The organism is Pseudomonas sp. GL_139_B (genome assembly GCF_057834475.1).
In genome coordinates this window covers 1,708,403-1,731,536 of sequence record NZ_CM174403.1, presented here as the reverse complement: position 1 = coordinate 1,731,536, position 23,134 = coordinate 1,708,403, and the positions used below count along the sequence as shown (strand labels likewise).

General features: G+C 54.4%; 20 protein-coding genes. 6 read left to right on the top strand and 14 right to left on the bottom strand.

What is annotated here, in order from left to right; translation table 11 throughout:
* Nucleotides 1-73: 73 nt before the first annotated feature.
* The 4 genes from kdpC to kdpF all read right to left on the bottom strand — a co-directional run bounded on the left by kdpC (nucleotide 74) and on the right by kdpF (nucleotide 4,626).
* Nucleotides 74-619, bottom strand: coding sequence for a potassium-transporting ATPase subunit KdpC (gene kdpC, locus AC3ISI_RS07885; RefSeq protein WP_489336260.1), 546 nt, complete (start codon nucleotides 617-619; stop codon nucleotides 74-76).
* Between the two features lie 131 nt (nucleotides 620-750).
* Complete coding sequence (gene kdpB, locus AC3ISI_RS07880) at nucleotides 751-2,808, bottom strand: potassium-transporting ATPase subunit KdpB (protein ID WP_489337659.1); 2,058 nt, start codon at nucleotides 2,806-2,808, stop codon at nucleotides 751-753.
* 22 nt (nucleotides 2,809-2,830) lie between these two features.
* On the bottom strand, nucleotides 2,831-4,528 hold the full coding sequence (gene kdpA, locus AC3ISI_RS07875) for a potassium-transporting ATPase subunit KdpA (protein WP_489336259.1): 1,698 nt from the start codon (nucleotides 4,526-4,528) through the stop codon (nucleotides 2,831-2,833).
* An 8-nt stretch (nucleotides 4,529-4,536) separates the two neighbouring features.
* A complete protein-coding gene (gene kdpF / locus AC3ISI_RS07870) occupies nucleotides 4,537-4,626 on the bottom strand; it encodes a K(+)-transporting ATPase subunit F (protein WP_007899818.1) in 90 nt (29 codons plus the stop codon).
* Nucleotides 4,627-5,107: 481 nt separating this feature from the next.
* Between kdpF and AC3ISI_RS07865 the strand changes: the two genes are divergently transcribed.
* On the top strand, nucleotides 5,108-5,275 hold the full coding sequence (locus tag AC3ISI_RS07865; protein ID WP_489336258.1) for a DUF2897 family protein: 168 nt from the start codon (nucleotides 5,108-5,110) through the stop codon (nucleotides 5,273-5,275).
* Between the two features lie 225 nt (nucleotides 5,276-5,500).
* Nucleotides 5,501-6,073: a TetR/AcrR family transcriptional regulator gene (locus AC3ISI_RS07860; RefSeq protein ID WP_489336256.1), complete on the top strand. Its 573-nt coding sequence runs from the start codon at nucleotides 5,501-5,503 to the stop codon at nucleotides 6,071-6,073.
* Here the strand turns inward: AC3ISI_RS07860 and fabF are convergent.
* The 10 genes from fabF to gmd all read right to left on the bottom strand — a co-directional run bounded on the left by fabF (nucleotide 6,054) and on the right by gmd (nucleotide 17,183).
* Complete coding sequence (gene fabF / locus AC3ISI_RS07855) at nucleotides 6,054-7,328, bottom strand: beta-ketoacyl-ACP synthase II (RefSeq protein ID WP_489336255.1); 1,275 nt, start codon at nucleotides 7,326-7,328, stop codon at nucleotides 6,054-6,056. The two genes, AC3ISI_RS07860 and fabF, sit on opposite strands and share 20 nt — an antisense overlap.
* 32 nt (nucleotides 7,329-7,360) lie before the next feature.
* Nucleotides 7,361-8,155, bottom strand: coding sequence for an SDR family NAD(P)-dependent oxidoreductase (locus AC3ISI_RS07850; protein WP_489336254.1), 795 nt, complete (start codon nucleotides 8,153-8,155; stop codon nucleotides 7,361-7,363).
* 204 nt (nucleotides 8,156-8,359) lie between these two features.
* Nucleotides 8,360-8,695, bottom strand: a complete 336-nt coding sequence (locus tag AC3ISI_RS07845; RefSeq protein ID WP_489336253.1) for a ComEA family DNA-binding protein — start codon at nucleotides 8,693-8,695, stop codon at nucleotides 8,360-8,362.
* Between the two features lie 112 nt (nucleotides 8,696-8,807).
* Nucleotides 8,808-10,802 carry a polysaccharide biosynthesis protein gene (locus AC3ISI_RS07840; RefSeq protein WP_489337656.1) on the bottom strand — a complete coding sequence of 665 codons (1,995 nt, stop codon included), beginning with the start codon at nucleotides 10,800-10,802 and terminating at the stop codon, nucleotides 8,808-8,810.
* Between the two features lie 98 nt (nucleotides 10,803-10,900).
* Nucleotides 10,901-11,929, bottom strand: a complete 1,029-nt coding sequence (locus tag AC3ISI_RS07835) for an MraY family glycosyltransferase (protein ID WP_489336252.1) — start codon at nucleotides 11,927-11,929, stop codon at nucleotides 10,901-10,903.
* The gene (locus tag AC3ISI_RS07830) at nucleotides 11,926-12,897 is read right to left on the bottom strand and encodes a UDP-glucose 4-epimerase family protein (RefSeq protein ID WP_489336251.1); all 972 of its coding nucleotides are present in this window, start codon (nucleotides 12,895-12,897) and stop codon (nucleotides 11,926-11,928) included. Before AC3ISI_RS07830 ends, AC3ISI_RS07835 begins: the two co-directional genes overlap by 4 nt.
* 106 nt (nucleotides 12,898-13,003) lie before the next feature.
* Nucleotides 13,004-14,113, bottom strand: coding sequence for a glycosyltransferase family 4 protein (locus tag AC3ISI_RS07825; RefSeq protein ID WP_489336250.1), 1,110 nt, complete (start codon nucleotides 14,111-14,113; stop codon nucleotides 13,004-13,006).
* A complete protein-coding gene (locus AC3ISI_RS07820; protein WP_489336249.1) occupies nucleotides 14,110-15,255 on the bottom strand; it encodes a glycosyltransferase family 4 protein in 1,146 nt (381 codons plus the stop codon). The genes AC3ISI_RS07825 and AC3ISI_RS07820 overlap by 4 nt, the downstream gene beginning before the upstream one ends.
* On the bottom strand, nucleotides 15,256-16,152 hold the full coding sequence (locus tag AC3ISI_RS07815) for a GDP-mannose 4,6-dehydratase (RefSeq protein WP_489336248.1): 897 nt from the start codon (nucleotides 16,150-16,152) through the stop codon (nucleotides 15,256-15,258). It abuts the gene before it with no gap.
* Nucleotides 16,152-17,183 carry a GDP-mannose 4,6-dehydratase gene (gene gmd, locus AC3ISI_RS07810; RefSeq protein WP_489336246.1) on the bottom strand — a complete coding sequence of 344 codons (1,032 nt, stop codon included), beginning with the start codon at nucleotides 17,181-17,183 and terminating at the stop codon, nucleotides 16,152-16,154. The genes AC3ISI_RS07815 and gmd overlap by 1 nt, the downstream gene beginning before the upstream one ends.
* Nucleotides 17,184-18,061: 878 nt before the next feature.
* Between gmd and AC3ISI_RS07805 the strand changes: the two genes are divergently transcribed.
* From AC3ISI_RS07805 to AC3ISI_RS07790, 4 genes are read left to right on the top strand one after another with little or no spacing between them, the layout of a single operon-like run.
* Nucleotides 18,062-19,072: a glycosyltransferase family 2 protein gene (locus AC3ISI_RS07805; protein ID WP_489336245.1), complete on the top strand. Its 1,011-nt coding sequence runs from the start codon at nucleotides 18,062-18,064 to the stop codon at nucleotides 19,070-19,072.
* Nucleotides 19,069-19,710 (top strand): class I SAM-dependent methyltransferase, encoded by a 642-nt coding sequence (locus AC3ISI_RS07800; RefSeq protein WP_489336244.1) that lies wholly within the window; start codon nucleotides 19,069-19,071, stop codon nucleotides 19,708-19,710. Before AC3ISI_RS07805 ends, AC3ISI_RS07800 begins: the two co-directional genes overlap by 4 nt.
* Nucleotides 19,677-20,573 carry a hypothetical protein gene (locus tag AC3ISI_RS07795; protein WP_489336243.1) on the top strand — a complete coding sequence of 299 codons (897 nt, stop codon included), beginning with the start codon at nucleotides 19,677-19,679 and terminating at the stop codon, nucleotides 20,571-20,573. Before AC3ISI_RS07800 ends, AC3ISI_RS07795 begins: the two co-directional genes overlap by 34 nt.
* A gap of 18 nt (nucleotides 20,574-20,591) precedes the next feature.
* Nucleotides 20,592-22,922, top strand: coding sequence for a hypothetical protein (locus AC3ISI_RS07790; RefSeq protein ID WP_489336242.1), 2,331 nt, complete (start codon nucleotides 20,592-20,594; stop codon nucleotides 22,920-22,922).
* Nucleotides 22,923-23,134 lie beyond the last annotated feature (212 nt).

Sequence of the window (23,134 nt, the reverse complement as noted above, 5' to 3'; positions counted from 1 at the left end):
CTCACTCCTACATTCTGGAATGCATTCCCCTGCGGGGGGAGCGAGCCTGCTCGCGATTGGCTGCACCACCGATCTACAGGTTTTCCAGCGCGATATTCAGCGCCAGCACATTCACCACCGGCGGCCCCACCAATGGCTGCTCGATGTGCGCGTCCAGCAGTTGTTGCAGCGTCGACACCGGCAGATGACGTGCCGCAGCGACTCGCGCCAGTTGATAGGCAATCGCGGCCGGTGGCAAGTGCGGATCGAGGCCACTGCCAGAGGTGGTCACCATGGCCAATGGCACTGGCCCCTGCCCCGGCACCAGCAGTTTGTTGGCATCGTCGATCACCCGGGTTGCCAGCGCCGGATTGCTCGGCGACAGGTTACTCGCGCTGCTCGACACGGTGGCAAATGCACCGGCCGATGGGCGTGGATGGAACCAGTCGTCACCGACGAAATCCTGGGCAATCAGTGACGAGCCACGGACCTTGCCGCTGGCATCGTGTACCAGGCTGCCATTAGCTTGATCCGGGAACGCGACCTGGGCGACACCGGTGACGACCAAGGGGTAGGCGACGCCGGTGATCAGGGTCATCAGGACCAGCAGGCTCAAGGCCGGACGTATCATTGTGGACATTTCAAAATCCTCGAATTCGGATAACACATACAGGGTTCGATCAGGTGCACCGAGGTGCTTTCATCGCGAGCAGGCTCACTCCTACAAAAGCACCGCATCCCCCTGTGGGAGCGAGCTTGCTCGCGATGGCGTCAAACCAGATGCAGCGCCGTCAGCAGCATATCGATCGCCTTGATGCCCACGAACGGCACCACAATTCCGCCCAATCCATAGATCAACAGATTGCGTCGCAGCAACGCCGCCGCACTCGCGGCCTGCACTCGCACGCCGCGTAAGGCCAGTGGAATCAGCACCACGATAATCAAGGCGTTGAACACAATGGCCGACAGAATCGCACTCTGCGGACTGGTCAGGTGCATGACGTTCAGCACGCCCAGTTGCGGGTAGATCGAAGCGAATAGCGCCGGCAAAATCGCGAAGTATTTGGCCACGTCGTTGGCGATGGAAAAGGTCGTCAACGCACCGCGCGTCACCAGCAGTTCTTTACCGATCTGCACCACGTCCAGCAGCTTGGTCGGGTCGCTGTCGAGGTCGACCATGTTGGCCGCTTCGCGCGCCGCTTGTGTTCCGTCGTTCATCGCCATCCCGACGTCCGCCTGGGCCAATGCCGGGGCGTCGTTGGCGCCGTCGCCGCACATGGCGACCAGGCGACCGTCGTTTTGCTCATGACGGATGCGCGCCAGTTTTTTCTCCGGTGTGGCTTCGGCCAGCACGTCATCGACGCCCGCTTCAGCGGCAATCGCGGCGGCGGTCAGCGGGTTGTCGCCGGTCACCATGACCGTGCGAATCCCCAGTTTGCGCAGCTCGGCGAAACGTTCACGGATGCCGGGTTTGACCACGTCCTTGAGGTGAATCACACCGAGCAATTTGCCGTCGGCACAGACTAGCAACGGGGTACCGCCACTCTGGGCAATCTTGTCGATTTCCCGGGACAGCGGCGCGGCCAGGTCGGCACGTTTCAGGCCGACGAAGGCCAGCAACGAATCCACCGCGCCTTTGCGATACACGCGGCCCTGATAGTCGACGCCGGACAGGCGGGTTTCAGCGCTGAACGGTACCGCCGTCAGCAACTCGGTGGCGGGCTCTGGTTGTGGTTGAGTCCCGCGCAGGTACTCGACGATGGACTTACCTTCAGCGGTGTCATCGGCCAGCGAGGCGAACAACGCGCCCTCGGCCAGTTCCTTGGCGGTGACGCCCGGTGCCGGATGCACTGCGGTGCAACGACGGTTACCGAAGGTGATGGTGCCAGTCTTGTCCAGCAGCAGGACATGTACGTCCCCCGCCGCTTCCACGGCACGGCCGGACTTGGCGATCACGTTCAACCGCACCAGGCGGTCCATCCCGGCGATACCGATGGCGGACAGCAAGCCGCCAATGGTGGTCGGAATCAGCGTGACCAATAACGCCACCAGGAACACCAACGGCAGGCTGCCATTGGCGAAGTGGGCGAACGGTTGCAGGGTGACGACCACCAACAGGAAGATCAGGGTCAGGCCAATCAGCAGGATGTCGAGCGCCACTTCGTTCGGGGTTTTCTGACGTTTGGCGCCTTCGACCAGAGCGATCATTCGGTCCAGTGTCGATTCGCCCGGGTTGGCGGTGATCTTCACCAGCAGCCAGTCGGAGACCAGTCGGGTGTTGCCGGTGACGGCGGAGCGGTCGCCGCCGGACTCACGAATCACCGGCGCGGATTCACCGGTAATCGCCGCTTCGTTGACCGCCGCAATGCCTTCAATCACTTCGCCGTCACCGGGGATCATTTCCCCCGCTACGACGCGCACTACATCACCTTTTCGCAGGCTCGTGGCCGGCACCACCTGAAACGTGCCGTTGGCGGTTTTACGACGAGCGCTCAAGCCTTCGCTGCCGGCCTTGAGGCTGTCGGCGCGGGCCTTGCCGCGACCTTCGGCCAAGGCCTCGGCGAAGTTGGCAAACAGCACGGTGAACCACAGCCACAGGGCGATTTGCGCGGCGACAAAGGTCGGCACTGCCACATCGGGAATGAAGCACAGCACAGTGGTCAGGATCGCGGTCAGTTCGACCACCAGCATCACCGGCGCACGCTGCAATTGCCGAGGATCGAGCTTGACGAAAGCTTGCACCAGCGCCGGGCGCCAGAGGGCCGAGATTGCTGTTTTTGGTTGTTCCGGCGCCTTGACGACGGCGGTTTTAGTTACGGGCATATTCATCATCAGATCCTCAGCTCCTTATTCAAAAGGCAGCCATGCTCAAATGTTCAGCAATCGGACCCAGCGCCAGCGTCGGCAAGAAGGTCAAACCACCCACCAGCAAAATGGTCACGGTCAGCAGGGTCACAAACAGCGGGCCATGAGTCGGGAAGCTGTTCTGGCCGATCGGTGCGGTTTTCTTCATCGCCAGGCTGCCGGCCAGGGCCAGTACCGGAAGGATGTAACCGAAGCGACCGATCAACATTCCAAGCCCCAGCATCAGGTTGTGAAACGGCGTATTTGCACCGAAGCCGCCGAATGCCGAACCGTTGTTGGCGCTGGCCGAGGTGTAGGCGTACAGCAACTGACTGAAACCGTGAGCGCCAGGATTACTCACCGCCGCGACCGGACCGGGCAGGCTTGCGGCAATCGCGCCGAGCACCAGCACGCCGACCGGCATCACCAGCAAGGTCACCACCAGCAGTTGCACTTCTTTGGCTTGCAGTTTTTTACCAAGGTATTCCGGGGTGCGGCCGATCATCAGGCCAGCGAGGAACACCGCGATCAACACGTTGAGCAACATGCCGTAGAGCCCGGCACCGACGCCGCCGAAGATCACTTCGCCGACCATCATGTTGACCAGCGCGACCATGCCGGTCAGCGGGTTGAGGCTGTCGTGCATGGCGTTGACCGAGCCGTTGGACGCGGCGGTGGTGGTCACCGACCACAGCACCGTGGCGGTGGTGCCGAAACGCGCTTCCTTGCCTTCCAGCGGTGCGGTCTGTTCAACGGCGACGTTGTTCAGCGCCGGGTTCGGCTGGTATTCAGCCCACAGCGAGGTCGCTCCACCGATCAGGAACAAGGCGAACATGCAGGCAACAATCGCGCGGCTCTGACGCAGGTCTTTGACGTAGTGGCCGAAGGTGAACACCAGCGCGACCGGGATCAGGATGATCGATGCCATCTCGAACAGGTTGCTCCACGCCGTCGGGTTCTCGAACGGGTGCGCCGAATTGACGCCGAAGAATCCACCGCCGTTGGTGCCCAGTTGCTTGATCGCAATCTGACTGGCGGCCGGGCCCAGCGGAATCACCTGATCGACGCCCTGCATGGTCACGGCATTCACGTATTGGGCGAAGGTTTGTGGCACGCCCGCCCAGACCAGATACAGCGCCAGCAGCAAGCACAGCGGCAACAAGCCGTAGAGGGTGGCGCGGGTCATATCGACCCAGAAATTGCCGAGGGTCTTGGTCGACTTGCGACCGATACCGCGACACAGCGCAACCAATACCGCCAGCCCGGTAGCAGCGCTGACAAAATTTTGCACGGTGAGGCCGACCATTTGACTCAAATAGCTCAGGGACGCTTCACCGCTGTACGCCTGCCAGTTGGTGTTAGTCATGAAACTGATGGCGGTGTTAAACGCCAGCGTCCACTCCTGACCCGGCAAGTTTTGCGGGTTGAGCGGCAAGTGATCCTGGAACAACAGGATCGCGAACAACAGCAAGAAGCCCGCAAGGTTGAAGGCGAGCAAGGCCAGGGTGTATTTCTGCCAGCTCTGTTCAGCCTGCGGATCCACACCGGCTACGCGATAACAGCCGCGTTCCACCGGGCCGAGAATCGGTGTCAGCCAAGTGCGCTGACCTTCCATGACCTTGTAGTAAAAGCGCCCGAGGAACGGCGCCGGGACCAATACCAGCGCGAAAAACGCGAGGATCAGCCAATAGTCATAACTGTGCATAGCCGCTCCTAGTTCCGGTCCGCGCGCAACAGCGCAACCAACAGATAAATGAACAGCCCCACTGCCAGCAGCAGTGACACTCCGTCCAGAACGCTCATGGAAGTTCTCCGTGATACGGCGTAGTGCCGCGTGTGGAGTCATTGTCGGCAGGGAGGCTGTAAAGGAACGAGACCGAGGGGGCGGGCGGGGCATAAAGAATGCGTAAAGAGTGGGTTTATGCGCGCGTTACAGCGTGGTTTTGTGGGGATTGGACTGGCCCCATCGCAAGCAGGCTGACTCCCACATTGGTATGCGATTGCCCGGACTACACCGATTCCCTGTGGGAGCGAGCCTGCTCGCGAAGGCGACACAACAGTCAACCCTGCCCTCAACTGGCGCATAAACACGCCGGCATCCAGCGCAGAACATCAGTTGCGCGCCGATGCACCGGCGGACGCATGTTGACCGGGCTATAAACAGCTCAAGTGCGATTGGGATATCAGGCATAGAATGGAACCACTGCGAAAACCCATCGCTCAAAGTGGTATGCATGATCGATTGGCGACCTCCGCCAATCGCCCTGCCCTCAAGGAGAGCCCTATGCCCTGGTATGCCTGGTTAATTCTGGTCGTTGCAATCGGCTCGATTGTTGGTGGTTTGATGATGTTGCGCGACACCGCCAACAAGGTCGAACTGACCGATGAGCAACGTAAACGCGTCGCTGAACGCAATGCGGAAATGGATGCCAAGGAATCGCAGGACCGCTAAACCATAACCCCTGTCATTTTCAGTGAATGACAGGGGTTTTGTGTGTGTCGCGTTGTAGGTAAACACCAGCCCCATACAATCTGGTCAAGAGCAGTCATTATTTGTGACAAGTCTTTGCCGCTTTTATAACGAAGTTGGACGCATCTGCATGCTTTTTAGAGGTAGAAGTACAATCACCATCTTATTTTCATTGGTTAAGATGGCGCATTGTTGCGGAGATTTCAGATGCGTTACTCGCAGGACCATAAAGCCCAGACCCACAAACGCATCATCAAGGAAGCCTCAGCGAGATTCCGCCGGGACGGTATTGGGGAAACTGGCCTGCAACCACTGATGAAAGCATTAGGGTTGACCCACGGCGGTTTTTACTCGCACTTCAAGTCCAAGGACGAACTGGTTGAAAAGGCGCTGCAAGCCGCTGGCGAAGAGGTCGAAGCATTGTGTGCCGAGCTGTTCGCCCAGGATCGCCCACTGGATGCCTTCATCGATGCTTATTTGTCCGAATGGCACCGGACCTCACCTCATGAAGGCTGCCCGTTGCCCACCATGTCTTCGGAACTTGGTTTGCGTGGGCAGCCCAGTCCGACCTCGGACGTAATGCTGATCGCACGGCTCCAACAAATAGAAGGCACCCTGGAAGGCGAAGATGCCGCGGACCAGAGCATCGTCATCATGTCTGCTCTGATCGGGGCATTGCTGTTATCGCGCAGTGTCGAGAATCCCGAGCTAGCCCAGCGGATTCTCGACGTAACACGCGCGTTTCTTAAACAACCCCGGACTAATTCTGCCAGCGCTTAAACAGCACGCTGGCATTGACTCCGCCAAACCCGAAGCCATTGGACAGCGCATACTCGATCGCCATTGGCCGCGCCTGACCGTGGACGATGTCTACGCCTTGTGCCGCGGGGTCCGGATTATCGAAATTCAGGGTGGCCGGCACAATCTGATCGCGAATCGCCAACAGCGTGAAGATCGCCTCAATCCCACCGGCGGCACCGAGCAAATGCCCTGTCGCCGATTTGGTCGACGTCACCGCTATCTTGTTATCTGAACCGAACAACGATTTGATAGCTGCCAACTCGCCGAGGTCGCCCACCGGCGTCGACGTGGCGTGCGCATTGAGATGTTGCACCTGAGCCGCTGAAATACCCGCCTGCGCCAATGCCAGCGACATCGCCCGGCGCGCACCGCTGCCATCTTCCGGTCCCGCGGTCAGGTGAAAGGCGTCGGCACTAGTGCCGTAGCCGACCAACTCGGCTAAAGGTTGAGCCCCTCGCGCCAAGGCATGCTCCAGGGATTCAATCACCAGAAGACCCGCGCCCTCCCCCATCACAAAGCCGTCGCGCCCACTGTCGAACGGCCGAGAAGCCCGCTCAGGAGTTTCGTTGTAACCACTGGACAAGGCACGCGCCGCCGCGAAACCGGCCAGGCTGACCCGATCGATCGCTGCCTCCGCACCGCCACACACGGCAATATCCGCTTCGCCGCAACGAATCAACCGCGCCGCATCACCAATCGCTTGCACCCCGGCCGCACACGCCGTCACCGGAGCGCCCAACGGGCCCTTGAATCCGTGCTGGATCGACACATGACCCGCCGCCAGATTGACCAGGAACGACGGAATGGTGAAGGGCGACAGGCGCCGAGGTCCACGGCTGTCGGTGGTGCGTACCGCATCGGCAATCGCGCCAAACCCACCGACCCCAGAACCGATAATGGTTGCCGTGCGTTCCTGGGCTTGCGGGTCCAGCGCCTGCCAACCGGCCTGCTCCAACGCCTGCCGCGCAGCCTCCATGGCAAACAAAATGAAGCGATCCATCTTCTTCTGCTCTTTGGGTGGCGTTGCTCGCTCCGGGTCAAAACCCGCCTCGGGATCTTCCGCCACGGTAAGCACCGCGCCGCCAACCTTGGCCGGTAGATCGGCAACCACCTCTTCAGGTAAATGACGCAATCCGGAACGCCCGGCCAGCAAACGCTTCCAGACAGCTTCAACACCGCTACCCAGCGGAGACACCAGGCCCATGCCGGTGACAACTACTCGACGATCACTCATGTCGCAATTACCTCAAGCCGATGGAAGGCGCCTCATTTGTAACGTGCGGCGGCCGTACTTTTGGAAAGATTCGGCGCCATTACCAAGCGGGCCTTCACAAAGTCGTCCCACTCGGAAGCGTTTGGCAACGATGGAATGGTGATCAGTTCACCTTGATCCAGACCGGCTAACGCTGCATCAACCATTTCACCTGCTTCCATGACCATTTCCGCCGGAATCTGGCTAGCGTCGATACCTGAGCGCTCCCAGATCTCAGTGCGCGTTACGCCTGGCAACACGGCTTGAACCTTGACGCCAGTGCCATCCAGTTCGGCATTCAAGGACTGCGTCAGGCTTAACACGTAAGCTTTACTGGCGCTGTAAGTCGCATTGAAGCGCTCAGGAAACAACGCCACCACCGACGCTATATTGATAATAGAACCTCGGCCGGCCTTGGCAAAACTGGCGGCTGCCGCCGATGCCAGGCGAGTGACCGTGGTGACGTTCAGTTGAATCAGCTTTTCCAGCTGCTCCATATCGGCATTCGCCAGCAGACCATCCGCTGCGACGCCAGCGTTATTCAGCAACAGGCTGATACTCGAATCGCTGCGAAGACGTTGTTCGATCTTCAGTACATCATTCTTTTGTGTCAGGTCTGCCTTGAGCACTTCCACCTGAATACCGTGCTCGGCGCGCAATTTCGACGCTGCCGCCTCAAGCCGCTGCTCGTCACGAGCAACCAACAACAAATCAAAACCACGCGCTGCCAACCGCTCAGCGTAGATGGCACCGATACCGGAAGAAGCACCGGTGACGAGGGCCGTACCTTGGGATTGGGTGGAAGTCATGACGGTGCTCCTGAGAATAACTTAGAGAGGTAAGCGTCTGAACATCAGCACGCTTCAGCGGATAACACACGAATTATAGGCATAATATAAGACATATATGATAGCCATAATTTTTTATGAACCGATGAAAGGCGTCTAACCACCCCTATCGCCAGACAGCAAAAAGGCCGGTCAATGACCGGCCTCTGGCGTTGAGCTACAAGCTTAGTTCACCTGAAGCTTTTCGCGATTTTTGTCCAGAATCGCTTTACCTATCCCCTTCACTTCCAGCAGCTCGTCTACAGAAGAAAATGGTCCATTACTGTCACGATAAGCAACAATCGCCTTGGCTTTGGCCTCTCCGATACCGGTCAACTCGCGCTGCAGTGTCGGGGCATCGGCTGCATTGAGATCGACTTTGACAGACTGCGTCTTAGGGGAAACCTCCAGTACCAGAGGTGCGCTGCCTGATTCGGGTTTCGCCGCAGGTGCAGCAATTGTGGCAACGGAAGCGGTGGTGAGCAGGGCGAAAACCAAAGAGTAGAAATAGCCAGTACGCATAATTGAAGCTCCATAACATCGTTTTAGAAAGCAGCTTTTCCGAAGCTGCCTTCCAAACTTAGGCGATGTGATGGAGCTGTCAAAAGTGTGTCCGTTACAGAATGTGAAACAATCAAGGCTCGAGGCGGCGTTGCTGATGAATCCAGTCGACGATCTCGCCATCAGGTGTGTAGCCGCTGACGGTTTCGCGCAGGAGTTGGCGCACGCGGGAGTAATCGTCCTGCTCGACGGCGTTGAGTAATTCAGCCAAACGGGGTTTGAGTAAATCCCAGGATAGGTGGTCTTCGTTGGCGCTCATGATCATCGGGTGCTGAGTAGCCGCTACGTTGTCACCGATCAGCAATTCCTCGTAGAGCTTCTCGCCTGGGCGCAGGCCGGTAAATTCTATGGAGATATCACCTTGCGGGTTCCTCTCCGAACGAATGCTCAAACCGGAAAGATGAATCATTTTCTCTGCCAGCTCGACAATTTTTACCGGCTCGCCCATGTCCAGGACGAACACATCACCACCCTGCCCCATGGAGCCAGCCTGGATGACTAATTGCGCGGCTTCGGGGATGGTCATGAAATAGCGAGTGATCTTGGGGTGGGTGACCGTCAACGGGCCGCCTGATTTGATCTGACTGTGGAACAGCGGGATTACGGAGCCGGACGAACCCAGCACATTGCCAAACCGAACCATTGTGAAACGCGTCTTGTTGACTCGGGATACGTTGCCCTTGTCGCCGAACAAGACGGGGGCGATTTCACGGCTCAGGGCTTGAAGGGTCAGCTCGGCCAGGCGCTTGGTGCTGCCCATCACATTGGTGGGGCGAACGGCCTTGTCCGTGGAGATCAGCACAAAGTTGGATACACCAGACTGCAGGGCAGCCTGAGCCGTATTGAGCGTTCCGATGACATTGTTCAGCACGCCCTCAGCAATGTTGTGCTCCACCATTGGCACATGCTTGTAAGCGGCAGCGTGGTAGACCGTGTCCACGCGCCAGGTCTTCATGACATCGAGAAGCTTGTGCGGGTGACGGATGGAACCAAGAATTGGCAACAACTTGATCGATACCGAATTACGAATGCCACGCTGCTCCAATTCCGAGAGAATGCTGTAGAGGTTGAACTCGCTGTGATCGAACAAAATAAGCGTGGTCGGCCCTAACAGGAAAATCTGTCGGCAAAGCTCTGAACCGATCGACCCGCCGGCGCCAGTAACCATTACGGTCTTGCCTTTGATACAGCGTGCGAGAAGTTCTGGTTGCGCTGGTACAGAGTCGCGGCCCAGCAGGTCGGCGATGTCCACTTCCTGGATGTCTTCGACCTTTACCCGGCCGCTTGCGAGATCGGTGAAGTTCGGGACGCTTCGAATGTGAAGTGGGAAGCCTTCCAGCAGATTAAGAATTTCCCGGCGACGTGCACGAGTAGATGACGGCAGGGCCAAGAGGATTTCCTGGGCGCCGGTGACGTCGATCATTTGTTGAATGTGTTTGGGTTTGTAGACCTGGAGGCCGGAGATAGAGCGATCAGCGATACTTGCGTCGTCGTCGATGAAAGCGACTGGACGCATCACCTTGCCCATACGAAGGGCCGCAACCAGTTGATTACCTGCGACTCCGGCGCCGTAGATAGCCACTTTGGTCAAACCGTTGTCTCGATTGGTAAATGGCACATGCTGGGCAGCAGTGAACCAGTCGCCCATGAAGTATTGGCGCATACATAGCCGCAGCCCGCCGATGATGACCAGGCTTAGCCACCAGTAATTGAAAATGATCGAACGAGGTACAACGGCCTCATGGTTACTGTACCAATAGACCACCACGACCAGAATAAGGGACGACAAACTGACGGCCTTGATAATGGCGATCAACGCGTCATTGCCAAAATAGCGCATGACCGCACGGTACATACCAAAGCGGATGAATAGAGGAATGGCTATGACGGGAGCACAGGCAAAGAGCCAAGTATGGACTTTGATGGGGTTGTACATGTCATCGATACCCAAACGGACGATGAATGCCAACCACAGCGCAACCCAGACTAAAACAATGTCTGTAACGACCTGAATCAGTCGTTTTCGGCTTCTGGGAAGCCCTAAAAGACGCTCTCTGGCTTTTTCCATTAACTCTTCAAACACCTCAGAACCTCCCTTTAACTGTTGAATCGCCGCGGTGAAGCTTGCTGGCGTATCGCTTCCACCCTAAACCTCAATACTGTTACTTAGCTCTCGACTGAAGCGCCTTCCTGCTCTCCTGCACGAAACTTGATCGCCAGCACCACCAGTGGAGCATAGGCCAGAATCAAGCCGAGGATACCGTCCAGGCCATAGTGCGTAACTCCCACCGCTATAGGCAACAACCAGAGCACATTGATCACTCCAACAGCCGTAGTAACCGCTAAATGGCTGCCAAACCGACGAGAGGCAAATTGATAGGCGTGACTTCTGTGCGCTTCGTAAATTTTGTCTCCCCTGAGCAAACGGCGAAACAACGTGAACGTGGCATCGACGATAAAAACACCGAGCAGTATTAACCAGCCCCACAGCAAGTTGGCAGAGACCGAGGTGGCCTGTAGCGACAAGCCGCCCAGGATAATGCCGAGAAACCCGCTCCCCGCATCGCCCATGAAAATTCTGGCAGGTGGAAAATTCCAGAACAGAAAACCGGCCACGGCCACCGCAAGTAAAAGCGGCGCCCAGACAAGTTGAGGCGTGCCGCTACTCCAATAGAGGACGCAAGCACCGAGACAAACACAAATCGCCTCGACACTGGCAATGCCATCGATTCCATCCATGAAGTTGTAAAGGTTGAGCAACCACACCAAATAAAATACCGCCAGCACATGCCCTAACCAACCCAGATCGACCAAAACGCCCCCGAATTGGACGGAAGGCAGGCCACCCAGCCAGAACAGCAACCAGGTCGATGCTACAAAATGCCCCAACAGGCGCCACCGGGCTGCAATGTGACCGTGGTCATCCATAAACCCGATCACTGCAATCATAGCGCCGCCACCTGCGATGGCCAAAAATGCCGAAAACTGCATCAATCCTGTAGACAACAGCATTCCCTGAGCCAATGTAAATGCCAGGACAATTGCAACCCCGCCCCCCCGGGGCGTGGGCACCGAATGAGAGCTTCGAGCGTTGGGAATATCAATCAGGCTTCGCGACAGCGCGTAACGACGCAATGCCCAGGTCAGGGAAAAAGATACCGTGACGATGACAGGGATGAACCAGCCAAAACTCATGATTTACGGGAATCCAGAAAATATTGTGCCGTCAGGCCCAAAGCTTTATCGAGGGTGACTGGAGGTGCCCAGCCCAATAGTTGTCGGTTTTTGCTGATATCAACCTGCAGCGAGCCGAAGATACGATTCGACAGTGCGCGCTGGCCCAATAGCGCTGCCACACCGCTCATGAGCCAAACAGGTATTGGCAACAAACGGGCAGGCTTACCCAGAGCCGTCGCCAACTTGCGCAATAATTGTGTGGTCGATACGTCTTCGCCATCACTAACCAAGAACACTTGATTGGCAGCGGCTGGGTGGTCGGAACAGGTCACGATAAAATCCACAATGTTGTCTATGGCAACAAGACTGCGGTGATTGTGGACAGCGCCTAACGGCAAGGGAACGCCACGGTACAGCCAGCGCATCATGCTAAGAAAGTTGGCTTTGACGCCAGGCCCATAGACCAGCACAGGGCGGATGATAACCACTTCCATCCCCGTATCTGCGGCAAGCATTTTCAAGCCTTGCTCTGCCTCAAGCTTCGAAATCCCATAAGGGTCAATCGGAGCTGGCACGTCATCTGCGCTGTACGCAGTGCCCGGAGGAGTCCCCTCACCGTTTACCTTAATCGAGCTGATGTAGATAAAACGCTTCACTCCGGACGCCGCAGCCGCGCGAGCGAGGTTCAATGTTGCCTCGACATTGACCTGACGAAACGCCACCAGCGGATCGGAAGTGACTTCTTTCATGACGTGAACGCGAGCAGCTGCATGGACAATAACTTCGACGTCGGTGAGGGCCTCACTCCAATCGTTTGAACCATTGAGACTCGTCAGAGGTAGCCGGCGCACGCCCGCCGGGAACACCACTGACGCGGCTCGGACCGGCGCCACGACAGAACAATCAGGCAACTGCGCCAATTGTGTAATCAGTGCGTGCCCTAGAAAACCATTGCCACCGGTAACCAGGAATGTTTTAGATCTCATCGGTGCACCTTGGGAATACATAGAACATCTATGTTCTGCCAGTCCGCAGAGACATTTCCGACATAGATGATTTGATGCAAATACTGCAGTCAGACCAGCAAATACTTCAAAGCAGGGACCGATAAATTTCTGCGTAAGCTTTCGCCATCGAATCAGCTGAAAACAATTTTTCGAAACGCCGTGCAGCCGCCTCCCCCATCGAAGCAGCAACCGCTGGTTGATTCCAGAGGTGATTCATTGCCGCCGCCAGTGCGACAGAGTCGCGAGGAGGAACGACCAAACCGGTTTCTCCTGCAATGTTGATGTAGGTCGTGCCGGAGCCTATCTCACAAGAAATCATCGGCTTCCCGTACATCGCACCTTCTAGCAACGAAATACCGAAAGACTCGGATCTCAGGTGCGAAGGAAAAACGAACGCATAGCACAGTGTCAACAGAGCGGCTTTGTCATCGTCAGGCAAACCACCCAGAAAATGCACATTGGATAGACCCAATTGATTCGCCTGAGCTTTGAGCTCTAACTCAAGGTGCCCTCCGCCCAGTATCACTACGGGCAATTGAGTCGTTTTTGCGGCCTCAAGTAGATAATCCAACCCTTTGTAATACCGCAGAGCCCCGACAAACAGGAAAAAACGCTCCCCCAAACGCGCTCGCCAGAATGCTAATTTTTCAGCCGAGGGAACAGGGTAGGTATCTCGGTCCAGGCCATAAGGAACAACGCGGACTTTGTCTTTGAAACGCGTTAATACCGGACTGCTTTTGGCGTAGTTTGGCGACGAAGCGACGATACAGTCAACGCTGGACAAAAAACGATTCATCAAGGGCTGATAAAGCTTGAGAAGTGTCTTTTGCTTGACGATATCAGAGTGATAACTGACGACAGCTGGCTTGTGAATTCGACTGGCAAAATGCACAAGATCCATGTAAGGCCACGGAAAGTGATAGTGAACAATGTCTACCTTCCCCACCAGTTCGGCAAAATCCTTGAACGCCGAGAGCGAGAATCCGGTGGATGCAATATGTAGATCAAGTTTTGAACGATGAGTCAGGTGATGTCCCACATACTCATTGCGAGCCGCACCTCGCTCGCTGAGATAAAGCACTTGGGACTCAAACCCGTACTTTTTTCCACCTTCAGCAATCTGAAAAATGACCTGTTCAATTCCGCCCATTGTCTCTGGGTAGTAGGTCTTAAAGAAGTGCAGAACCTTGATCATTCTCCTTTGACCACCGCCTGATAAACCTCAAGCGTTTGCATTGCACATCGCTCCCACGAAAATCTCGCGGCATGCAATAAGCCTTGCTCGATGGCACTGGAACGCCAGGACTCGTCTTCCAAACCTCGTTGGATGAGATCTGTCAACGTTTCGGTGTCCATGGCTTCGCACATCAGGGCCGCATTACCGGCGACCTCCGGAAGTGAGGAGCTGTTTGAACAAACGACAGGGACGCCAGAACTCATCGCTTCCAGAACCGGCAATCCAAAACCTTCATACAGCGAAGGGAAGGTAAAAAGACGAGCCCCGGCAAACAGCAGGGGTAGGTCCTCACTGGGTACAAAGCCTAGATAAAAGGCCCAGCCCTCGCGCCGGGCGCTTTCGAGCCGTTGGTGAATGCTTTCGTTGCGCCAGCCGTGATAGCCAGTCAACACCAAAGGCCAGCGCTTGCGTACCTCGATAGGCAGTCGGGAATAGGCGTCAAGCAACGTATCGATATTCTTGCGAGGCTCGATCGTCCCAACAAACAGGCTGTAACCATCAACCGTAAGACCGTGACGTAAAAGCGTGTTTCTGAGCTCACCCGCGCTACGAGGATGAAACTCGGCTGAGCTGGCCAGCGGCACTGTATGGATACGCTCAATAGGCCAGGAAAAGTACTCCGCCAGCTCTTTGCGTGTGTACTCAGAATCCGTAATCAGCGCATCTGCTCTTACCAGTGTGGTTTTAAGCTCTTTCTGCAAGTAACGCACAAGTTGCGGCGTATGGCAGTGAGACCAGGTGAACGGTGACAGATCGTGGAAGGTAGCAACACTGCGACCAGCAAAGGGCGGCAGATAATAATTCGGGCTATGGTAAAGAAAATCACCATGGCTTTTTAATGCACGCTTCCTAAGCAGTGGCATAAGAAGTCGGTACGCTTCAACCGCCAGGAAATTTTTCTGGACTGCTCGTTTCAAGCCATAGCCGTTGCCCGACTCATCGGCAGCCGTGGGCAGCGCTGGTAGAAACCGCCGACCGGCAAAAAATTGAAGGTCGGTGATTTTTGGGCTCTGCTGCAGTCGCAGCGCCAATTCGTAGGTGTAGCGACCAATACCGGTCAGCGGAAAGCGGACCGGTTCAACTGAAAGAATTAACTTCATTTATTCAGCAGTCAGCATCCAGCTAAGGGTTTCGCCCAAGGACGGTGTTGTCCAGCCGGGGACCAGCGTCCGCAACCTTGAGTTGTCCCCGCAAAGAGTTTTCACCTCATTGGCTCGTACAAAGGCTGGATTCACTTCGACTTCGATATCATGTCCGGAGAACCCTTTGCACATTTCGATGACTTCGCGAAGCGAATGGGTATTGCCTGAGCTGACATTAATAGTCTGCCCCAGCGGCTTCGCCTCGATTAGCCCTCGATATGCTTTCACCAATGCGCGAACATCGCTGAAATCACGCCAAACATCGAGATTACCCAATTCGATTTTTGGTGCCTTCCGACGAAAATGAGAAACAATTTTCGGCAACAGGAAGTTCTCGGCCTGGCCAACACCGGTGTAGTTGAAAGGACGAGTGATGACGATAGGCAGGCGCTCGTGCCAAAGGTTGGCCATGTACTCCATGGCCAACTTGCTGACGGCATAATCGTTGGCCGGTGCCGGAGTAGTAGTCTCCGACAACAGGCCACCCGAAGCGTTGCCATAGACATTGGCGCTGCTAGCAATCAGCACGCAGTCCAGGGACTTTCCACTGGCCTCAACAGCCTCCAGCAGATTACGTGTTCCTATCAAGTTGACCTGATAGAACGCCTCCGCTGCACCATGCCCGACAAACGCCAATGCCGCGAGATGCACAACAACATCCGGCTGAATTTTTGCCAGCAACGTACGCAAACCTGGGCCATCCGCGAGGTCCACCTGGTGATAGTTGCGTTGATCGGAAGGCTGACTGCCTAACCCGATCACCTCGTAGCCATGAGCCCGAAGTTCGTCCGCCATGTAACGACCGGTGAAGCCTTGAATCCCAGTAATCAGTGCACGTTTGCCAGCAATAACCATCAGAACGAAAATCCTTGTTTATTACGACGCAGATCCGCTTCGACCATCATGCGGCACAACTCTTCCAGCGAAGTCTTCGGCTCCCAACCCAAAACTTCCTTGGCTTTGGCCGGGTTGCCGATCAGCAACTCAACCTCGGTCGGGCGGTAGAATTTCGGATTGATGGTGACCAGCACTTTACCGGTGGCAGCATCAGTACCTTGCTCGGCCTCGGCAGTACCCGACCACGAAATAGTGATATCAACAGCCTTAAACGCCATGGAAACGAAATCGCGGACAGTTTCGGTGCGATTAGTCGCCAACACGAAAGTATCCGGCTCATCGGCCTGCAGCATGCGCCACATCCCTTCCACATATTCCTTGGCAAAACCCCAGTCGCGCTTGGCGTCGAGGTTGCCCAGCTCCATCTTGTCCAACAGACCCAGCTTGATCTTGGCCACGGAGTCGGTGATTTTGCGGGTCACAAACTCACGGCCACGCAGTGGGGATTCGTGGTTGAACAAGATACCGCTGGTGGCAAAAATCCCGTACGACTCACGGTAGTTGATGCTCATCCAGTGAGCATAGAGCTTGGCGACACCGTACGGGCTGCGCGGATAGAAAGGCGTGCTTTCGATCTGCGGGATAGCTTGTACCTTGCCGAACATTTCGGAGGTCGATGCCTGATAGAAACGAACCTTCGGATTAACAATTCGAATAGCTTCAAGCAAGTTTACCGCACCGAGACCGGTGATTTCTGCGGTAGTGAGCGGCTGTTCGAACGACACACCGACAAAGCTCTGCGCAGCGAGGTTGTAGACCTCAGTGGCCTCGGTCGTTTGCAGCAGACGGATGCTGGCCGACAGGTCGGTCAGGTCATACTCAACCAAATGCAGATTAGGGTTGGACTGAATGCCCAACTCCTCGATGCGCCAGAAATTGACAGAGCTGGTACGACGGTAGGTACCGTATACGGTGTACCCCTTCTCCAGCAGCAGTTCCGCCAGGTAGGCGCCGTCTTGACCAGTGATGCCGGTAACGATTGCTTTCATGCGAATCCTCTAAACTCCATTCAAGCCTTTTCGGCTGCGGGTAAAAAACGGTTCCGCACTAAGCCGAACCTAATATTATCGGCCTGATCATACAGAAATTTTGGAGGAGATACGACGTCCGCCTGAATTCGGTGCTCATCAGAAGTTAAGCTTTCTTCTATTTCGCTCGAGCGATTTCCGCTTGAATATATCGCACTTTTTCGGACCGCCAGATCGTCGACATTTGTCAAAAAGCCGTATGGATTTACCAAGGCCGAGTGGACCATCCTGCTGTTTTTCACCAGAAGAAAAACTGACTGTTCGCTACGACGGCCGGTCGTCCAACTTTACAACCTGGCCGAAAGGGTCAAAGCCAATAGCTTGCAGCCCTATACCCACTTGCGCTTCGCGCTCGTAAAATTGTCGCGAGTCAAGCTTCTTTTGTTCAGCCGGGCATCCGACGACTGACGGCACGTCGTACGCGCACCAAAGTACCAACTGGCTGAGCAAGGCGTCACGAACAACGATCACGCTGTAGACAAGGATGGCGGTATCTCCGAAACAGCGATACAGAGACTCAACGCCACCCCATCGATACCCATTTGATACGCGGTTGTCGCTTACCTTCGCCCCGGGGCTGGGCGCTCCAACGCCGACGCGAAAAGTGAGCCTAGCCGAAAGGACGCCACTCCCGACAATTTCATAATCAAAGCTTGTCGCACCGAGAATTGATTGTTGGTGTAGTGACTCGACGTAGGCGGATTGAGGCAACCGTCCACCGACCGGGCTGTATGCGAGCGAGGGAATGCGCAAAAAAAATGCGTAAGACTACGGAAAAAAGGGTGACGCTCCCTCCATCTGAAGATTAAGATGGACCGCTGACGCTCAGAACTTAAGCAATGAAACTAATTATACAAATACCTTGTTTTAACGAAGCGCAAACTCTCTCAATTGCGCTGTCTGCATTACCGCGCACAGTTCAAGGGTTCAACTCAGTTGAATGGCTGATTATCGATGATGGAAGTCAAGATAATACTGTAGAGGTCGCTAAAACACACGGTGTGGATCACATCATTCGACACGCTGGCAACAAGGGATTGGCTAGAGCGTTCATGACCGGACTGGATGCTTGTCTACGCCTGGGAGCTGACGTAATAGTTAATACCGATGCCGACAACCAATATAACGCGGACGACATTCCAGCACTTGTACACCCTATTCTTCAACACCGTGCAGAATTGGTAGTTGGTGCCCGCCCGATATCTACAATCGAGCATTTTTCACCTATCAAAAAACTACTCCAAAAGCTAGGCAGCTGGGTTGTACGCGTAGCAAGCAAAACGGATATTCCAGACGCTCCGAGCGGATTCCGCGCAATGAGTCGTTCCGCTGCGCAACGCTTGATGGTTTTCAACGACTACACGTACACCCTGGAAACGATCATTCAGGCTGGCCAGAAAAACATGGCGATCACATCCGTACCTATTCGGGTCAATGAAGATCTTCGACCATCGCGCCTCGTCAAGAGTATCCCCTCCTACATTAAGCGCAGCATCATCACTATTGTCCGTATCTTCATCATTTATAGACCTTTTAGTTTTTTTGGCTCAATTGGAATCGCCCTTTTTGGAATTGGCTTCCTTATTGGATTACGTTTTGTATGGTTCTACTTCAACGGTGTTGGCGAGGGTCATATACAATCACTAATCCTAGCATCGGTTTTCCTAGGTATCGGCTTCCAAACACTCCTCGTGGCATTTGTTGCAGATTTGCTAGCCGCTAATAGGAAACTTTTAGAGGACATCCGATTTAAGGCCAATGTGACACGCGACGAACACATTGAACAAGCCGAGCCCAGCGGCATGGCCGAAAGCGAAACCCCAACAACAAGTGCGAAGAGTTTATCATGAGCATCAAGATTGCCGGCGGAGCAAAAGAAAATGGCATTGTAATCGGGAATGCTTATGATAAATACGGGGCACGAAACCCAATCGTCAAATGGATGATGAGGGGTTTCGAGTCATCCTTGTCTGATTTCGTAGCAAAGTCTGCGCCTCAATCCATACATGAAATTGGCTGCGGGGAAGGTTACTGGGTATTAGGCTGGAATGAACAAGGGCTGTCGGCAAGAGGATGTGACTTCTCGAAAAACGTTATTGAGCTGGCACGGGAAAATTCCATCGCGCACGGATTTTCGCCTTCTATTTTTGAATCATGCAGCATCTACGATCTAGATACTGATAAGGACAGCGCAGACCTCGTTGTCTGTTGCGAGGTGCTTGAGCATCTTGAAAACCCTGAGGCAGGCTTACAGGCACTACAACGTGTCACCAAACAGCATTTGATCCTGAGTGTCCCCCAGGAACCTCTCTGGCGCACACTCAACCTTGCACGCGGCAAGTACATTACTCGCTTTGGAAATACGCCAGGACACATTCAACATTGGTCGAAACACGGTTTTGTCCAATTGGTATCTCGGTATTTCGAAATTATTGAAACAAAGAGCCCCTTGCCGTGGACGATGCTGCTATGTCGCCCGCTTACTTAAGCATGAAATCCGCCCTGCGCCGCAAGCTGCATTGGCTTGGTAGCGTACTAGCCATGATTGGCGTCGTTTTTGTCGCGATCCGACTGCACACCTATTGGCTCGATCTTGATTTCTCACGAGTCACACTGCCAGTCTGGCTCTCCATCGTGGTATTTGCCGGGCTTTATGGCTCAGCGAACCTGCTGCTTGCGTCGGCCTGGAGGCATTTACTGATACATCTAGGTGCGCCAGTAACAAGACTATGGTCGGTAAAAATCTATGGTATATCTCAACTAGCCAAATATCTCCCCGGTAATATTTTCCACCTCGCCGGAAGGCAGGCGCTCGGAATGGCTGCCGGTCTATCGGCAGGCATACTTGCCAAATCAACCTTATGGGAACTTGGCTTAATTGCTCTTACTGGCACCTTGTTCGGCTGGCTGATATTGCCACTCCTCTTCCCTGCCTACTCTGAAGTTGTAAGTGCCTTACTTCTGCTGGGGTCTGCGTGGCTTGTCGCAAACATATTGAAAAGGGTGGTTGGCCACCAGCCAGCGCTGGCATTTATCTGGCAAATTCTCTTTCTCGTGATTTCAGGCGGGATCTTCGTCGCACTGCTTGGCGTTGTTGCTGGGAGCGAGGCTGTTCCTGTTCAGCTCTGGCTGACCATTGGCGGAGCATACATCGCGGCCTGGCTGGTTGGATTGGTCACGCCTGGAGCCCCTGCTGGTGTCGGGGTGCGTGAAATGATCCTGCTTTTATTGCTAAAGGGCGTCATGCAGGAGGCTGACTTGCTCATGGCAATCCTACTTGGTCGCTTGGTTACAGTCTCAGGGGACTTATTGTTCTTTGTATCCGCATCGTTCATCTCGACAGCTAAATAAATTCAATTGAGAAAAACCATGTCTGACAGTCAAAAATGGACACTTTGGGAGGCGATGCTTGCCTTATTGGCAATTGCTTTTGTGCTTATTATCCATGGGGCAGTCCCATTTTTGATGATACCTACGCTTGGTCAGGCTGTCTGGTCGATGGGGTTCTCGCAGTCCCTTGCAAACGGTTCCATATTTAGTGTCTTTGCACATGACTTTGGTATCCCACAGCCTGCGGCAATTGCATTTGGGCTGGCTGGCGCCTGGCCTGCTAGCCTACTAATTAGGCTAGGACTTCACCCTGCAGATGCCTATTCTGGTATAGCCGCACTATGGTTGGGGCTGGGGTTCTTTTCTGCTTATCAGATAGTCCGTAAATTCGGCGCCAGAAGAACGATGTCTCTGCTAGGTGGGGTGGCCTGGTTGAGCATGCCTATCATCTGGGCACATGCAGAATACAGCATGCTGTCTTGGGGAATTGCGCTGCTGCCATTTTACTTTCTGGCAGCCTTAAAACTATTTCTGGTCGAGTCTGGATCTAACCGAATTCACTTATCAACCATTACTCTTTATTTCGTTGCAGCCAACATTGCAATTTTCATGGATGGATACACATTCATGATGTTTGCAACGGGGGCAAGTATCTTGCTGCTTTATATGATGATCTCTCGACGCGATCTGCGTACGCAACTCTTACGGATCGCTGCCCCCGTCCATGGAGCCAGTTTTGCTTTGGCCTATTTCCTCTACAGCGCCTATATTGGAAAGTCTGGTTTTGAGGCTCAATCCATCGACTTTTTTAGAGGATGGGGGCTGGACTTATCCTATATTATCATCCCTACACAGGGCATACTCTGGCTACCAGATATGCTTGGATTGAGTCTACAACGCACAGATGAGCTTCATTTTGGAGATGCATCTGTTTGGACTACGACCTTTTTCTTTCCTGTACTGTTACTAGGCCTTATTGCCTGGAGGCGGACTAGAGCGCATTTCAAAACCTCTAATGGGGTTTTGCTTATTGCGCTCTTTGGCTTGTATATGGGGCTCGGCCCCTCATTAAATGTGAACACTACAAAACCTGATTTTTTACAACTAAGCGCTCCTCGCCAGCAAAGCAATGTGATGACTGTTGCGTTTTCTAACATTCCAACCGGTAATGCATGGATATCTGAGAACCTGCCAGGTTTCAAAGTTATGCGAGCTTCTTACCGCTGGTCTGCGTTAGGAATTTTTGGATTTTGGCTTCTGACAATGATATGGGCTTCGCGCTCAGAGAAAAAAGATCAGGCTATTTGGTTTTTGGCATTAATAGCTCTTACGCTGATTAACCTGCCAAATTTGCAGAAAAAGTGGCAGATGGGCATCGACGAGCGGAGCATGTTTCAACAGATTGACCACGAACTTGTAGCCACACTTACCCCGTATGTCCATTCAGATGATAAAGTTGCGTTTATTCCCTGGAGCAATGACTTTATAGCCAACTATTTGGCGCCAAAAATCGGGTTCCGCACATTCAATATTGGTGGCGACAAAAACTTGGCCACTGCTCAGGTGAGTTGGCCGCTGGAGTTGAGTAGCCTCGGGGGGAAATTGGACCTAGAAAAAACACGAAGCGCGGTAAAGATGCTTGTCGATGGAACTACTGATGCTGTAATTCTGCCCTACTTTCACATGCTTTGGTCACCGTATTTATGGCCATGTTTAGCAGAAACAACGGCCACACTCAGTAAGGAGCAACAAGAGTTTTTCCGAAGTATTCCTGACTTTCTGTGCCCAATTGATCGAAAGAAAGTACTAAAGCCGTTTGTTGCCGCGCTGAGAGAACTTCCATATGTAGAGGTTGTCGATACTAGCCTTTTTGCTGTGGTCAGATTACGCCCCGAAATTCTGGAGCGCGGAAATGCGCTGAGGAATACGATCCTCGGGAATGTTCAATACCCGATTGCAGTCGATGCAGGATTCAAGGAAAGCCCCTATGTGCTCCGAAAGGGATGGTATGCTCCAGAGTCCAATCATGTCTGGTCCCAAGATGCCGCTGAACTGATACTTCCCATTCCGAAAGATTGTGAAACGATGCACTGTAACGCGGCCCTTAAGTTCGCGGTTTTCGGCGCCAGCCAGCAGAGGCCCGTATCTATCGTATTTGATAGTGGAGAGCGCACTTGGCAATGGAACGAACATATCGTAGCAGCCTCTGAAAATACAATTGAGGTCAAGGTACCCCTCATCGGCGCGAAGGGAGTGCGAAAGGTTTCGATCTCCATCCCTGAGGCAACCTCTCCACAGACACTAACCGGGTCACCCGATTCTCGAATTTTAGGTATTTCTCTTCAGCGAATCGAACTGACAAAACAATAAATTCTGTCAGATGGACTTGGAGGTTTAATCGGTTTGAGGTGCAGGGATGTTGTCGCTGACTGAAAACTGCCCCGGGTGTTCAACTGTTTCTGCTCAATTTTTGAGCAGGGGAACACGGGGTGACCAGCATGGAAATGCTGGGCAAAATTCGGCGCATGTATTTTCGCGACAAGCTGTCGCTGCAGCAGATAGCCAAGCGTACCGGGCTGTCA